The following is a 13,249-nucleotide window of genomic DNA, read 5'->3' as shown; positions in this document are numbered from 1 at the left end:
TATTTGCTTCTTTTAATGAAATCCCTAAATTTTTTCCTTATGACAAAACAAAAAACCCACGGAGAAAATTTGATTTTCACCATGAGTTCCTAATTGCAGTGTTTACATGCTGTTGCAAGTTGTAAAAAACAGCCCTGTGTAATGTCTTTTTCGTCAAAGCTTTAGTTGAATTTAAGGGATTTATCGAAGAACTTAAACGACTGTTTTTGAACGTGTTGGAACAACTGCTGACGCATATCAGTCTCAATATTGATCCCAAGCTAATGTCCCCAATAATTTACAACATATTGCAAAAATGTACGTAAAACATATAGGAGCAATAAACCAAGCCTTACTGACACTAAGGCCGGCCAATCACTATTTGGCAGAAGGGTGTCAATAAACCATTGAACTGCAAGGGGAAAGCTTGAAAGACATATTGGGGCAAGCTTTAGTATATGTCTACGATAAAATAATAGAAATGCTATAAGAGATTTTTGACATCATAAAACCCTCCATTTTCAAGCGGACCACCCTCTAGTAACGCCATCAATTTCTCGGCAACAAGCTGCGGCGGCCTCAACATCCCCTGTTCTTTGAAGGAATGAAAGGTCTTAGCTTGTGCAAAGTCTTTCTCGTCAGCCTGCCGGATATCCGCCTGCATATTTGTATCCATGATTCCCGGTGAGAACGAAATAATAGTAACAGGATGCCGTTCCTGCGCTTGCTCGGCGCCTGTAACCCGGGTAAACATTTCAAGACCGGCTTTTGTGCTGCAATAAGCCGCCCATCCTTGATATGGCCGCAATGCTGCGCCAGAGGATATATTGACAATAGTTTTCTTCCCTGAAAAATCCCTCGTCCTTTCAATAAAAGCATTGGATAGCATCATTGGCGCAAGGAAATTAACCTTAATGCTGGTTTCCAATCTTTCCTGCTCAATCTGGCCAACAGGCTTAATCGGCTCAACCACCCCGGCATTATTAATGAGATATAGCTCCTCCGCGTCACTAATTTCAGAAAAAATTCTGTCCACTAGTTCAGGAAGCTGGTCCGATTCACCGAGGTCAGCGAAAATACTTGAGACTTTAACACCCTGGCTTCCAGCCTTCTCAATCAGCTGGTCATTAGCTGAACGGGCCACAAAAATGCAATGATTGCCGTCTTGCAAGCACTGTTCAGCAATCGCTTCTCCAAGTCCTTTCGAGGCACCGGTAATTATGTATGTTTTCATTCTTTCTCTCCTCCTATTAAAGCTAATTCGACACCAATAACTCATATCCTCTTATGGTTCGGACTATTGATTGGATAATAATATGGCTATTTGATCCTCCACTTTTTTAACTGCTGCTTCGTCGGCAACATTATTCAATAGAACAGAAAATATATACTTTTTTCCTGATTTTCCTGACACATAGCCCGAAAGTGAGCTCACTGTGGAAATAGTGCCTGTTTTTGCTTTTACGTTTCCTGCTGCTGAGGTATTTCTCATTCGTTTTTGCAAGGTACCTCCAACCATACGATTACTGGCACCAGCTACCGGAAGGGAGTTCAGATATGTCTGAAACCATGTCTTTGTTTGGCATAAGAAAAGTAATTTTGTGATATCGTTAGCCTTAAGCAGGCTGACATGCGAAACTCCGGATCCATCGCGAATGACCATGTTTCCGGTATCGACCCCTAGGGTTTGAAGATTTCTCTCCATTACCTCAAGACCGTTTTCCCAATTACCTTCCCCTTTTGCAGTCCTGCCTATTTCCTTGACCAAAGTTTCAGCATGGGTGTTGTTGCTTAGTTTCATAAATGGTACCAAGAGCTGGGATAACGGCATGGATCTATGGGAAACCAGAACGGTGGCGTTCTTTGGAGTTATCCCGTGCTTCACCCTTTTTAACACTTTTACCCCTTGTTTTTGAAGCGCATTTGTAAATAACTCAAGAGCATACCCAGTGGGTTCCCAAATAGCTACACGGCTTTTGGCCGCTTTTTCACCGACTGGAATGGTTCCTTCCGCTGTTATTGTATTTGTTCCATGTTCCCTTCGGATTTTTAATGTTCTCTTTCTACCCTGACCAACTGTTTTTACTGAGTTGATAACTTTAACATATTTGGTTCGAGGAAATATAGAAACAACTGCAGGGCTATTCACTTTTTTTCCCGGCCTCACTTTGACTACAATCGTACCTGAATCATAGTCATCATCTGGTGCAGCAGTTATGGCCGAAATCTGTGCTCCATAATATTGCATTTCGTCGGTCCAGGGAAGGTCTTTCGAATATCTCTCTTTATCGTACCAGGAATCATCAGCTATTATATTCCCAATAATCAATTTGACACCCTTGTCTTTTAGAGCATCGGCCATTTCATTGAAATCCTTCTCCACTAAAGTGGGATCACCGTATCCTTTCAAATACAGGTTCCCTGTTAAAATTCTAGCCCGAATGCAACCGTCTGTCATCAATTCCGTTTTAAAGGTATAATTCTCGCCCAGTTGATCCAGCGCCGCTGCTGCCGTCAACAACTTCATATTTGACGCAGGTCTCAGTCGAGTATTCCCGTTATGTTCATATAGTATTTCTCCGCTCTCTGCACTCCTGACGCTGATTCCTGTGACAGATCCGTCAAGCAGCGGATGGTCCAGTATGTTTGAAATCTGATCAAAAGTGTTCTGTCTCTTTGAAACTACAGCCTGAGCGTGATACCCTTCACTGAAGAGAGCCAAGGTTATCCCGATTGATACAAAAACAATCCCTAATGTGTTTATGTAGATCGTCATACCTTACTCTCCTTCATACCGTGTTAGAAATAGTATGTACCAAGGTTTCTATTTCATCTAAAAACGGAAAAACCGGGTTCCATTCCAAACGGGGCCCGGTTCGTTGAAAGTTTTTTGTAAATTGTCTGAGTGATAATGCTAACTCACTGACATTGAAAACATATAGTATACTTTTTGTTACTATGTAAAAATAAAGTGCGTACTTCTTATTTCATCGGACAGGAGATATACTTGCCAGGTAAAAGCTTTAAGTACAGATTCCTTTCCAGGTTTAGTGTAATCCTTATAGGGAATTTTAAAACTGTACACCTAAGAAATAAATGATTAGGAGTGAGACATTCATGGAATTACAACTTGCATTAGACCTTGTAAACATTCCAGAAGCAAAACAATTGGTGAAGGAAGTCGAAGAACATATCGACATCGTCGAGATTGGTACACCAGTTGTAATTAATGAAGGGCTTCGTGCAGTTAAGGAAATCAAGGAAGCTTTCCCAAACTTAAAAGTATTGGCTGACTTAAAAATCATGGATGCGGCAGGTTATGAGGTTATGAAAGCATCCGAAGCTGGCGCTGACATCATCACAATCCTGGGTGCTGCCGAGGACCAATCGATAAAGGGTGCTGTTGAAGAAGCGAAAAAACAGGGCAAGAAAATCCTGGTTGATATGATTGCAGTAAAAGACATCGAGGGGCGTGCGAAGGAGCTTGATGAGTTTGGTGTAGACTATATCTGTGTTCATACAGGCTATGATCTTCAAGCAGTCGGAGAGAACTCTTTTGAAGACCTTCGAAAAATCAAAAATGTTGTAAAAAATGCAAAAACTGCGATTGCGGGCGGAATTAAGCTAGAAACACTCCCTGAAGTCATGAAAGCCCAACCAGACCTTGTAATCGTAGGTGGCGGCATTACCGGGAAAGATGATAAAAAAGCGGCGGCAGCCGAAATGAAAAAACTGATTAAGCAAGGGTAAAAGCAACATGCAGACAACCGAGTATTTAGCAATGATTTTAAAAGAGTTGGAACGATCAGCAGACATGATTTCCGATGAAGAAGCGGAAAAGCTGGTGAACGCGATTCTCGAGTCAAAGAAAATATTTGTCGCTGGAGCAGGCAGGTCAGGTTTCATGGGCAAGTCATTTGCTATGCGGATGATGCATATGGGCTTGGATGCATATGTTATCGGGGAAACAGTAACCGCAAATTTCGAAGAAAGTGATATTTTGATCATCGGTTCCGGTTCAGGGGAAACAAAAAGCCTTGTATCCATGGCTGAAAAAGCAAAAAGCATAGGCGGTACCGTGGTGGCTGCTACCATTTTTCCCGAATCTACGATCGGGCGCCTTGCAAATTTTACGATCAAAATGCCCGGTTCCCCTAAAGACCAATCCGAAGCCGACTACCAAACAATACAGCCGATGGGTTCGCTTTTTGAGCAAACACTCCTTTTGTTTTATGATGCTGTCATTTTACGGTTCATGGAGAAAAAAGGACTGGATTCCAACACAATGTATGGAAAACATGCGAATTTAGAATAAAGTTTTAAACAAACCGCACGGTTATATACTAGTGCGGTTTGTTGTTTCTTGGGATTGAGCAATGAAAATGTAATCATAAGCAGCATTTCCCTGATTTTCCAAATTTATTTCCTCTTGGTAAACCATAGTAAGTTTTCAATTAACACCCACCATCCAATTCAAGCAGATATTCACTTACACGGAAACCCTTACGCCACCTAACTTTCATAGGTTCCTTACTTTCAACCTAGACATAACATCCATAACAGCACTCATAAAAGAAAAAAGACGCCTTAAGCGTCTTTTCCCTGTTTTCCATAGCATCCTTACCAGCGATGAGCCTTGGCGTTGCTTCTTAATATGATATTGGTCTTGGTCATTTGAGTATGCCCATTTACCTGTGATTTAGCACGCTTGGGCCTGGTCCAATTATGGTGAAAAAGCTCAGAGTGTGGATCTAATTGATCTTTGTAACTCATCGAATCACCCCAATTGATGGATACTTGATGCGCCTTTGGCATCAAGTTTAGGTTTTGTAAACAGGGTTAATAATATCACAGCTTATTTATTGGAAAAACCAGTGTGATACCTTAAAACATTATGCTCATTCCCAGCTGAACTGATCAATTTTTCTGCAATAGCTTCTGTTAACTCAGTACACGTGCGGGGAACAAAAGATTTTAGTAATCCATTTGTAAGCCGTGCAGTTGCCCCATTCGCAGTAATATCGAGGAAGCCCTCCATCTCAGTAGTTTGCGGGTCTATTTGTCTGCCTGAAAAATGACCTTTTCCAATAAATTTTTCATTCAGGCCTAACAAATCAAATGTCACCTTCGTCGGTTCCACCCATTTTGTAATTTGCACCTTCATTTTTATTTTTTTCTTAAGAGGACCTAAATCTCCTACGAACTCCCATGTGGATTCATTATCGCTAATGATTTCGTGACCAACATATCCTGGCACCAGGGGAGACCAATTATCCATAACACTTACAAAATTCCAAACCATCCTTATGGGAAACGGAAGCAAAACTTTATGCAATCCTTCTGGCATGCCAAACAGCTCCTTTTATGTATTGTGGGTTTTAGATTGCATAAACCCGTTTCGGTTAATACTTTTTAATCTATTAGCATAAACTGTAAAATATAACATTTTTCTATACGCAAGTGCTCCTACAGAAAAACTACATAAAAAAACTTCCCCATTTTCAAATGGAGAAGTTCTATTTTATCGCGGCCGATTTAGCGTGAATGTCTTTCCTAAAGAGGCATAATCATTTCCTGCAAGACGGCTTACAGGGCTTAACTTGAAAGGATCGATTTTACCGTCATGATACAGGCTTGGCTCTATATGATATGTTACAATTCTGCCGATCAGTAAATCACAGGCAGGTTCCCCTTCAGCTCCTCCTAACTCGAGTGAATGCTCAAGCTTACATTCGAATCTGATTTTTGCTTCCTTTATGCCTGGCACTGATATCGAACTGCTATCTATTGCCTCAAAGCCCGACAGCGGTAATTCGCTTTCTTCATAAGGCAGTTCTGCGGCGGTTTTGTTGGCAGCTTCTACATTCGATTCATCTGTGATATGGACCACAAACTCACCTTTTTCCAAAGCGTTCTTGGCTGTGTCCTTTTTGCTTCCACCTCTGCGCTGGATTGAAAGGGAAATCATAGGCGGGTTCGCACTAACAATATTAAAGTAACTAAACGGGGCGATATTTAATGAACCGTTCACAGATAATGTCGTGACAAGCGCTACCGGCCTTGGAATGATACTCCCTGTTAAAAATTTATAATTGTCGCGTTCGGACATTTTATTAGGATTTAACGTTAACACTCAAATCAACTCCTATTCAACCGTGAAAGTCTTTTGGAACCAGCCTGCGGCAGCTAGCGCTTCCGACCGGGTCAGCTGGTGCCCAAATTGGTCCCAGTGTATATCAACGCTTGCCCCGGAATTTTTTAATAAAAATGCTAATTCTTCTGTTTCACTCGCAGGGCAAATTGGATCATTGCTACCGGCTCCAATAAAAATAGGCAGATCTCGCATAACCGGCAGCTTTATTCCCCTTCTAGGAACCATAGGATGGTGAAGGACTGCCCCCTTTAATGAATTTTCATAATGAAACAGCAGGCTTCCGGCAATGTTTGCCCCATTGGAATACCCAACCGCCACTATATTTGAGCGGTCGAACCCGTATTGCTCCGAAGCGTCCTGAAGAAATTGGTTTAATTCCTCTGTGCGGATGACGAGATCCTCCTCATCAAATACACCCTCGGCCAATCTGCGAAAAAATCTGGGCATTCCATTCTCCAGAACGTTTCCCCTTACGCTTAAAATGGATGACTTAGGGGATATCAATTCTGCAAGCCCCAACAAATCCTCTTCCGTGCCGCCTGTACCATGCAAAAGTAAAAGAACAGGCGCTTTATTGCTGCTTCCTTCTTTAAAAATATGCTTCATGTTCATGATTTATCCTCCTTTAAGACCCGTACCTCGGCAGGCAGGAGCGTTGCCTCTAAACGCTGACGCCTTTCCTCAAGCCACGGAGGCAACAAAAGCCTTCTTCCCATCTCTTCGGCAGTTTCATCCCGGGTAAAACCGGGCGGGTCGGTCGCTATTTCAAAGAGAATTTGGCCCTCTTCCCTGAAATAAATCGCATTGAAATATTGGCGGTCGATGACCGGTGTAACACCATAACCAGCATTGGCTACATGCTGTTTCCAACTTTCATGGTCTTCAAAATCTTTTGCCCTCCAGGCAATATGGTGGACGATGCCTACTCCTATAGATCCTAGCGGCATAGCTGACTTTCCTACATCTATGGTGTTACCTATATCACCAATTGAACGAAATCTTACGTAATCGCCCTCTTCTTTTACCTGTTCAAGACCCATCACATCCACAAGCAGCTCCATCGTCTTGGCCGGCTGGGTAGATAGTAATACTGCTCCTCCAAAGCCTTTAATAGCATTTTCGCGTGAAACCCCGCCAAAAGCCCAATCGCTTTTCCTGCCTTCTTTTCTAGCTGTAAGCTCCAGTTTTAGACCATGTGGATCTTCAAAAGCAAGGTATTCTTCACCAAACCGGGAGGATTTTTCAAATGAAATCTTAAACTTTTCCAACCGTTGTTCCCAAAAATCGAGAGTACCCTCCGGTACAACGAAAGACGTCTTTCCGACTTGGCCACCCCCAATTTTACCACGGAATGCGTTTGGCCAAGGGAAAAAGGTCATGATGGTTCCCGGGCTCCCTTGTTCATCGCCAAAATAAAGGTGATATGTTCCCGGATCGTCAAAGTTCACCGTTTTCTTTACAAGACGAAGACCCAGCACACCAGCGTAAAAATCTACATTCTCCTGAGGATTCCCTACAATCGCGGTGATATGGTGAATACCAGTTGTCTTTTTTTTCATCATGTTCTCCTTCCATCGAATAAGCCCTATTTCTTCGTTTTAAGAGGTTTTAGTTTTGCTTCTATGATGGGCCGCTTTTCCTCTAAGAATGGCGGCAGCGCCAGAGATTCCCCTAAATGTTCCAGTTCCTCATCTGTAGCAAAGCCAGGTCCATCCGTTGCCAACTCGAAAAGAATACCATTGGGCTCCCTGAAATAGAGTGAACGGAAATAAAAACGATCGACAAACCCTGAATTCGGTATCCCTGCCGCTTGTACTTTATTGATCCACTGCATCATTTCCTGTTCATCGGAAACTCTGAAAGCCACATGGTGGACACCTCCACGGCCCAGCCGCTCCTTCGGAAGATCCTTTCTCTCCTCAAGATGCACCTCTGCCCCTATTCCGCCCCCGCCAGTCTCATAAACTTCAATATCGCGCTGTCCAGGAAAGATGGAAGGAAAGGTGCCTTTTTTGCTGAAGCCGAGCAAACTTGAGAGAATCCCTGAGGTTGCTTCCAAATCAGTAACAGTTAGCTTTACCGGGCCCAATCCGACAATTCCGTATTCCGGGGGTACAGGGCTCAATACCCAAGGACTCCCTTGTACAGTTCCTTCTTCAGATTCGTCAGAAACCAGCAGTAGCCTCTGTTCCTCAAAACCTGTAAAAGGCAGTACTTTTCGACCAAAACGCTCTGTTATTTGGCCATGATTGATGCTGAACCTAGCAAATCGATTCTTCCAATAATCCAAGGCCGCATCGGTCCTGACCCGGAGTGACGTTTCTGAAATACTGTTTGTTCCTGGATGCGCCCGTCCTGCATTTGGTATTTCAAAAAAAGTAAATTCGGTTCCTGGAGTTCCGATTCCATCTCCATAGAATAAGTGATAAACCGAGATGTCGTCCTGATTCACAGTTTTCTTTATGAGCCTCATGCCCATCACACTTGTATAGAAATGATAGTTTTTCTCCGCGTTCTTCGTTAATGCCGAAACATGGTGGATGCCTTTTAACTCCATGTATTTTCACCTCGTCTCATTATTATTTGCCGTTTTCCTTTTTCAACAAACTATTACCTTGAATTCGAGATATTTACCTTGATTTAAAGATAAATGATTGAAATATAAATGTCAATAAAGAAAAGCTGCGCTGTTTCACAATAACAGCGCAATCGACCTACAAAAAATTATAATAATCTATCAAGGGCTTTTTTCAAATCACCGATAAGCAGGTCACAGTCTTCCAATCCTACTGCCAGCCGGATAAGCCCCGGACTCTGATTTTCCTTTCTGAGCCGATCAGCATTTTTCCCGTTGTTTCTGGAATAAATTAAACTTTCAAATGAACCCCACGAGACGCCTACCTGAAAGAGTTCCACGGAGTTAACGACTTTTTTTACCTGTTCAAAATGTACATCCTCCAGTTCAAAACCCATTAACCCGGAATAGCCGCTGAGCTGTCTTTTTCCGAGCTCATAATCAGGATGTGAGCGCAAACCCGGATAATGGACGTTTTTCACCGCGGGGTGGGTTTCAAGAAATTTAGCTACCTGAATGCCATTTTCCTGGTGGGCCTTCATTCTGAAGGGCAGAGTCCTTAGCCCTCTAAGCAGCAACGCGGCCTCATAGGGCGATAAATTAGCCCCAAAAAGCAATAGCTCCTTGTGAAAGAGGGAATCGATGATTTCACGTGAGGCAATCACTGCACCACCCAATAGATCACTGTGCCCTCCTAAATACTTTGACGCGGAATGAATAACAATATCAATGCCCATTTCTAGCGGCTTTTGAAAAAGGGGGGTAGCCCAGGTATTATCAATGATTGTTCTAATTCCCTTGTTTTTTGCTAATTTTGCCACAGCTTGTAAATCTACGAGGCGGTATGTCATATCAGTTGGGCTTTCTATATAGATCACCTTGGTATTGTCTTTGATTCCGTTTTCAATCTCACTAATTGAAACGGAATACACAACGGAGTGTTCAACCCCGAATTTTTGTAGATATTTCATTAAATCCATTGTTGAGAAATACAGATTGTCAATACAAAGTACATGGTCACCCTTTTTTAGGCTGTTAAATAGGGTTGCGCTGATAGCAGCCATTCCTGAACTGAAACACCTGCATGCTTCACCCCGCTCCAGGGCAGCAAGCTTTTTCTCAGCGATTTCTACCGTGGGATTGCTTCCCCGACTATATACATAGTGGTTCTGTTCTTGAGACTCCGCCTTTGCCAGCTCTTCAAGGGTCGGATAGGTAAACAATGTGTTACCAAATATCGGTGGTACAACAGCTCCCGTAAACCGCTCCTGGTCATCGCCCAAATGCATGCAGATTTCCTTGTCACGCGCATACCTATTCTCGTCTTGCATTTACGTTCCTCCTGTTTGAAAACACACCCTTTTGTCTCATAGTTTGCCAATCTTATCTAAAATCATGAGAAAACAACCGATTGGTTGATTAGCTTTTTAATAAAGGAGACCGAAGCAAGTTGCAATATGCGTGTTAGACACAAAGAATGTCCAAGTACTATCACCCAACAACAAGTCGGGACAACAAACAGTTCTCAATAAAATATGTAAAGGAAAAGCTAATGAACGCCCCTGAATCATTGCCTTTCCCTTCTCATCGGCCCAAAGAAGCTTAATCCAGGATAATTATTTGGCCTCCGCCTGTTCACACTTTCAGGTTTACCTTCATTCTGTGACCTTTCTGGACCATTCCCCTTACCCTTTTTGTCCGGTTCCCGCTCAATGTTGTCCTTATCGTTTGTCTGATATGGAGTCATTTCATCCATTTTCTGGACTGCTGCTGAAAATTCTTCATTGGTCATCTGTTTTGTCGCGAGCAGAGAACAAAGAATCGCATAGGCAATCGGCCTTGTGTCAACTTGAACATTCAACTGGATATCGACATCAGAGTTGCCACTGTGGCCAATCCTGGCATTGTTCTCATTGGAATCAGTGTCATTATGGTTGACATTTCCGCGTGAAAACACATTGTCTTGCTCACTTGGCATTCAAAACACTTCCTCTGTTTAAAATAAGGCGGGAACAGGACATCCCCTTCCCGCCTGAAACCTAGTCGTCCACATCCACGTCCTGGTCCTGATCTGTGTCTTGATCCTGTTCGGAGTCTTGATCCTGGTCGGCATCCGCATCGGAGTTCGCGCGCGAACGGGAGCGTACACGGGCGCTAGAATCGGAATCTACATCGATATCCAGATCGATTCTGGAATTTCCAGAGTTGCAGATTTTCGCAACATTCGTATTATGGTCCTCATTCTTCACTCTATTCTCGGAATCTACATCATTATCATTGTCAATATCCACGTCGTTGTCAAAATCATTGTCTAATTCTGCGTCAAAACGAGCATCCGCTTCTGAATCCCCATTGCCATTTCTTCTCGCCATATTTATTCCTCCTTTCGCTTTATATCAGCAATATATTCAGTTACGGAAAACAGGGATAGACAAATTCATCAGGACAAATGTGGAATTGTTCTTTTCTGACGCCCGAGCCTACGCACCGGCAGGATATTGAAAAAAAAGAGGTGATTTTTCTGCGCACAACTGACTTATTTTTTTGGAAAACACATTTTTGTTATTACAATGTTATAATGGCTGGCAGATGTATACTCGACCACCTGTTTAGATTGGAAATGTTCACAAACGGACACAGGATGGAAGCTATTGCTTTTTCTCTTGGAAGTAAGGAGGCTAAAACTCCGGTATCCAAAAAAGTAAAAATGAACCAAGTCTTTTATTTTACTCTAGCCTCCCTGTTATTCCATTGATGATCTTTGGCTGGTCTAAAGCTAAGCGAGTAGAAAGAAACAGAGCTGGACAAAGTGTCTGAAGCAAGCATCTATACATAAAATTTAGGAAAATTATATTAAACTAGAGGTATTCATTCATTAAGGAGGCATTTTTATGGCGGAACATCATTTTTATCTGACTGCAAATTGGCCTGGTCTTAGGAACGACGTCGGGGAGATCGAGGCAGGAAATTTACGGACAAAAATCTCGATACCACAAGAGATGGATGGCCCTGGAATCGGAACTAACCCGGATGAGATGCTTTTAGGAGCTGCTGCTACTTGTTATATAATTACATTGGCAGCAATGATGGAACGGAGCAGACTTACAAAACGGCAATTGACAATGGATTCAGAAGGGATTGTCGATGTAACAAACGGGGTCATAACATATAAAAAAATCATACATTCCCCAAAAATCATTCTTCTTCCAGATGCTTCTGAAAGGGATTTAAGCTTGGCACACCGATTAGCTGAAAAGGCGGAAACATCTTGTATGATATCGCGGGCTATAAAAGGAAATATCGAACTAGAGCTCAAACCTGAAATTACAATAGCTGGTCAGTAAAAGATTAGACTTTTCTAAAATGACTTATTCCCATGAAACGGCCGCAAAAAAGTAGCGATTCACCGTTTCATGGGAATTGTTTATCCCGGATACCGTTATATTCTGTTTTCAACCTGCTGGCATACTTCTTCAGCGGATAATCCATTAGCTTCAATGACCGATCCCTGAATGGCAACGTCCTGCATTCCCATCACATTAGAATCTATGCCTGTGATTACACAGAAATCGCAGCCTTTTGCATCGGATTCCTGTTTCAATTCAACTACATCATGCCCTCTATCCCTCAATGCCTGCTGTATATTGCTCAAGGATTGTTCAACACCTATTCTCGCCATGGTTTTACACCTCCTCCATCATTTAAACTTTCCCAGTGAACACGAATTATGTATATAACACAAGGCAAATAGAGAAAGTAACGATGGAGGTGAAAGTCGTGAACCATAAGCGTAAAAAGGATCCATCGACCATTGGGTTAGGTTCTCCGCAGGTGGAAGGCCAGGGAACGACCAACGTGGAAACAGGCTCTAGTAAGATATCCTCCACAAGAAAGAAGCAAAAGCGGCACTGAAAGGTGAGGCTGACTCATGTAAAAACGAGTCAGCCTTTTGTAAAAAAAATTTTCTTGATGAAAAAAGATCGATTGTCCCGATTTATCCTTACATAGTGCTAAAAGTTAAGCCTTCTTACTTCATTTTCCGTCTTCATATCGCTAACACCTTCTTGAGCGATCCCTTCTATGCTCATATCCGAAGCGGCATCAGTTGCCGGCGCTATATCACTTGATTTTTGATTATTATTCTGTGCTGCTTGGCTATTCCATTTATCCATCCTTTCACCCCTTTTGGTGTGTTTCTCTTGTAATCTGCCTCTATCCACCATTATTCATCCACATTTGGGAATACATAATTTCACCTTCCTTCCACATCCTAATTCCAGGAGGTGCGTGGAATGGAACCGAGGCAACCAGGCAACAAAAAGCTGCCGGATTTTAAAGAGTTGAATGATCGTATAATCGCAGAGCCGTCCGGGAGCCCCCGGCTGGTCATCCAAACGAATTTGGATGTAGAGAATGTGGAGGATGAAAACCCATATTTCGAAAGAAATGGCAAGGATGAAGGAAACACCCGCCTTCGGAATTTCTTTGATGATTAAATTACTCACTATTATCCGAAGTATGCTTTCGGGGTTAATAATTAC

The 13,249-nt window shown here is 42.5% G+C and carries 18 protein-coding genes and 1 pseudogene; 5 read left to right on the top strand and 14 right to left on the bottom strand.

Annotated elements, in window-relative coordinates:
* Positions 1-176: 176 nt before the first annotated feature.
* The 3 genes and pseudogenes from CUU64_RS22510 to dacB all read right to left on the bottom strand — a co-directional run.
* Positions 177-407, bottom strand: a pseudogene (locus CUU64_RS22510) (ABC transporter transmembrane domain-containing protein); the annotation flags it as partial.
* A 56-nt stretch (positions 408-463) separates the two neighbouring features.
* Positions 464-1,213: a (S)-benzoin forming benzil reductase gene (locus CUU64_RS06755; RefSeq protein ID WP_180954485.1), complete on the bottom strand. Its 750-nt coding sequence runs from the start codon at positions 1,211-1,213 to the stop codon at positions 464-466.
* Between the two features lie 63 nt (positions 1,214-1,276).
* Entirely contained in the window at positions 1,277-2,755 is a 1,479-nt protein-coding gene (gene dacB, locus CUU64_RS06750) for a D-alanyl-D-alanine carboxypeptidase/D-alanyl-D-alanine endopeptidase (RefSeq protein WP_101632484.1), read from the bottom strand.
* Positions 2,756-3,096: 341 nt separating this feature from the next.
* Between dacB and hxlA the strand changes: the two genes are divergently transcribed.
* Entirely contained in the window at positions 3,097-3,729 is a 633-nt protein-coding gene (gene hxlA / locus CUU64_RS06745) for a 3-hexulose-6-phosphate synthase (RefSeq protein ID WP_101632483.1), read from the top strand.
* Positions 3,730-3,736: 7 nt separating this feature from the next.
* Positions 3,737-4,294, top strand: coding sequence for a 6-phospho-3-hexuloisomerase (gene hxlB, locus CUU64_RS06740; protein WP_101632482.1), 558 nt, complete (start codon positions 3,737-3,739; stop codon positions 4,292-4,294).
* A 305-nt stretch (positions 4,295-4,599) separates the two neighbouring features.
* Here hxlB and CUU64_RS06735 read toward each other — a convergent pair whose 3' ends face one another.
* The 9 genes from CUU64_RS06735 to CUU64_RS06695 all read right to left on the bottom strand — a co-directional run bounded on the left by CUU64_RS06735 (position 4,600) and on the right by CUU64_RS06695 (position 11,080).
* The gene (locus CUU64_RS06735) at positions 4,600-4,752 is read right to left on the bottom strand and encodes a YpzG family protein (RefSeq protein WP_101632481.1); all 153 of its coding nucleotides are present in this window, start codon (positions 4,750-4,752) and stop codon (positions 4,600-4,602) included.
* A gap of 82 nt (positions 4,753-4,834) precedes the next feature.
* Positions 4,835-5,326, bottom strand: coding sequence for an SRPBCC family protein (locus CUU64_RS06730; RefSeq protein WP_101632480.1), 492 nt, complete (start codon positions 5,324-5,326; stop codon positions 4,835-4,837).
* A gap of 174 nt (positions 5,327-5,500) precedes the next feature.
* A complete protein-coding gene (locus tag CUU64_RS06725) occupies positions 5,501-6,112 on the bottom strand; it encodes a flavin reductase family protein (RefSeq protein ID WP_101632479.1) in 612 nt (203 codons plus the stop codon).
* A gap of 12 nt (positions 6,113-6,124) precedes the next feature.
* Positions 6,125-6,739 (bottom strand): alpha/beta hydrolase, encoded by a 615-nt coding sequence (locus CUU64_RS06720; protein ID WP_180954508.1) that lies wholly within the window; start codon positions 6,737-6,739, stop codon positions 6,125-6,127.
* Between the two features lie 2 nt (positions 6,740-6,741).
* Positions 6,742-7,692 (bottom strand): ring-cleaving dioxygenase, encoded by a 951-nt coding sequence (locus CUU64_RS06715; protein WP_101632477.1) that lies wholly within the window; start codon positions 7,690-7,692, stop codon positions 6,742-6,744.
* A gap of 26 nt (positions 7,693-7,718) precedes the next feature.
* Positions 7,719-8,690: a ring-cleaving dioxygenase gene (locus CUU64_RS06710; RefSeq protein WP_101632476.1), complete on the bottom strand. Its 972-nt coding sequence runs from the start codon at positions 8,688-8,690 to the stop codon at positions 7,719-7,721.
* 167 nt (positions 8,691-8,857) lie between these two features.
* Positions 8,858-10,039 carry a trans-sulfuration enzyme family protein gene (locus tag CUU64_RS06705; RefSeq protein WP_101632475.1) on the bottom strand — a complete coding sequence of 394 codons (1,182 nt, stop codon included), beginning with the start codon at positions 10,037-10,039 and terminating at the stop codon, positions 8,858-8,860.
* Between the two features lie 236 nt (positions 10,040-10,275).
* Positions 10,276-10,686, bottom strand: coding sequence for a hypothetical protein (locus tag CUU64_RS06700; RefSeq protein ID WP_101632474.1), 411 nt, complete (start codon positions 10,684-10,686; stop codon positions 10,276-10,278).
* A 61-nt stretch (positions 10,687-10,747) separates the two neighbouring features.
* Positions 10,748-11,080 (bottom strand): hypothetical protein, encoded by a 333-nt coding sequence (locus tag CUU64_RS06695; RefSeq protein ID WP_101632473.1) that lies wholly within the window; start codon positions 11,078-11,080, stop codon positions 10,748-10,750.
* Between the two features lie 519 nt (positions 11,081-11,599).
* Between CUU64_RS06695 and CUU64_RS06685 the strand changes: the two genes are divergently transcribed.
* Positions 11,600-12,052, top strand: a complete 453-nt coding sequence (locus CUU64_RS06685) for an OsmC family protein (RefSeq protein WP_101632471.1) — start codon at positions 11,600-11,602, stop codon at positions 12,050-12,052.
* Positions 12,053-12,147: 95 nt separating this feature from the next.
* Here the strand turns inward: CUU64_RS06685 and CUU64_RS06680 are convergent, their stop codons facing one another.
* Complete coding sequence (locus tag CUU64_RS06680) at positions 12,148-12,387, bottom strand: YkuS family protein (protein ID WP_101632470.1); 240 nt, start codon at positions 12,385-12,387, stop codon at positions 12,148-12,150.
* A 98-nt stretch (positions 12,388-12,485) separates the two neighbouring features.
* Here CUU64_RS06680 and CUU64_RS06675 point away from each other — a divergent pair, with 98 nt between their 5' ends.
* Positions 12,486-12,620, top strand: a complete 135-nt coding sequence (locus tag CUU64_RS06675; RefSeq protein WP_101632469.1) for a YuzL family protein — start codon at positions 12,486-12,488, stop codon at positions 12,618-12,620.
* A 98-nt stretch (positions 12,621-12,718) separates the two neighbouring features.
* Here CUU64_RS06675 and CUU64_RS21880 read toward each other — a convergent pair whose 3' ends face one another.
* Positions 12,719-12,880 carry a hypothetical protein gene (locus CUU64_RS21880; protein WP_180954484.1) on the bottom strand — a complete coding sequence of 54 codons (162 nt, stop codon included), beginning with the start codon at positions 12,878-12,880 and terminating at the stop codon, positions 12,719-12,721.
* 120 nt (positions 12,881-13,000) lie between these two features.
* Between CUU64_RS21880 and CUU64_RS06665 the strand changes: the two genes are divergently transcribed.
* Positions 13,001-13,204 carry a hypothetical protein gene (locus CUU64_RS06665; RefSeq protein ID WP_101632467.1) on the top strand — a complete coding sequence of 68 codons (204 nt, stop codon included), beginning with the start codon at positions 13,001-13,003 and terminating at the stop codon, positions 13,202-13,204.
* Positions 13,205-13,249 lie beyond the last annotated feature (45 nt).

Origin of the sequence: Bacillus sp. V5-8f (assembly GCF_002863565.1) — a bacterium.
Classification (GTDB): domain Bacteria; phylum Bacillota; class Bacilli; order Bacillales; family DSM-1321; genus Peribacillus.
The sequence above is the reverse complement of the archived record's forward strand: the minus strand, read 5'-3'. Positions and strand labels throughout refer to the sequence as shown.

What these genes read in the sequence shown, in the direction of transcription:
- CUU64_RS06700 (WP_101632474.1), bottom strand. Translation starts at nt 10,686, where the DNA reads ATGCCAAGTGAGCAAGACAATGTGTTTTCACGCGGAAATGTCAACCAT.
- CUU64_RS06730 (WP_101632480.1), bottom strand. Translation starts at nt 5,326, where the DNA reads ATGCCAGAAGGATTGCATAAAGTTTTGCTTCCGTTTCCCATAAGGATG.
- CUU64_RS06755 (WP_180954485.1), bottom strand. Translation starts at nt 1,213, where the DNA reads ATGAAAACATACATAATTACCGGTGCCTCGAAAGGACTTGGAGAAGCG.
- CUU64_RS06665 (WP_101632467.1), top strand. Translation starts at nt 13,001, where the DNA reads ATGGAACCGAGGCAACCAGGCAACAAAAAGCTGCCGGATTTTAAAGAG.
- CUU64_RS06720 (WP_180954508.1), bottom strand. Translation starts at nt 6,739, where the DNA reads ATGAAGCATATTTTTAAAGAAGGAAGCAGCAATAAAGCGCCTGTTCTT.
- hxlB (WP_101632482.1), top strand. Translation starts at nt 3,737, where the DNA reads ATGCAGACAACCGAGTATTTAGCAATGATTTTAAAAGAGTTGGAACGA.
- CUU64_RS21880 (WP_180954484.1), bottom strand. Translation starts at nt 12,880, where the DNA reads ATGGATAAATGGAATAGCCAAGCAGCACAGAATAATAATCAAAAATCA.
- CUU64_RS06680 (WP_101632470.1), bottom strand. Translation starts at nt 12,387, where the DNA reads ATGGCGAGAATAGGTGTTGAACAATCCTTGAGCAATATACAGCAGGCA.
- CUU64_RS06710 (WP_101632476.1), bottom strand. Translation starts at nt 8,690, where the DNA reads ATGGAGTTAAAAGGCATCCACCATGTTTCGGCATTAACGAAGAACGCG.
- hxlA (WP_101632483.1), top strand. Translation starts at nt 3,097, where the DNA reads ATGGAATTACAACTTGCATTAGACCTTGTAAACATTCCAGAAGCAAAA.
- CUU64_RS06735 (WP_101632481.1), bottom strand. Translation starts at nt 4,752, where the DNA reads ATGAGTTACAAAGATCAATTAGATCCACACTCTGAGCTTTTTCACCAT.
- CUU64_RS06695 (WP_101632473.1), bottom strand. Translation starts at nt 11,080, where the DNA reads ATGGCGAGAAGAAATGGCAATGGGGATTCAGAAGCGGATGCTCGTTTT.
- dacB (WP_101632484.1), bottom strand. Translation starts at nt 2,755, where the DNA reads ATGACGATCTACATAAACACATTAGGGATTGTTTTTGTATCAATCGGG.
- CUU64_RS06685 (WP_101632471.1), top strand. Translation starts at nt 11,600, where the DNA reads ATGGCGGAACATCATTTTTATCTGACTGCAAATTGGCCTGGTCTTAGG.
- CUU64_RS06715 (WP_101632477.1), bottom strand. Translation starts at nt 7,692, where the DNA reads ATGAAAAAAAAGACAACTGGTATTCACCATATCACCGCGATTGTAGGG.
- CUU64_RS06705 (WP_101632475.1), bottom strand. Translation starts at nt 10,039, where the DNA reads ATGCAAGACGAGAATAGGTATGCGCGTGACAAGGAAATCTGCATGCAT.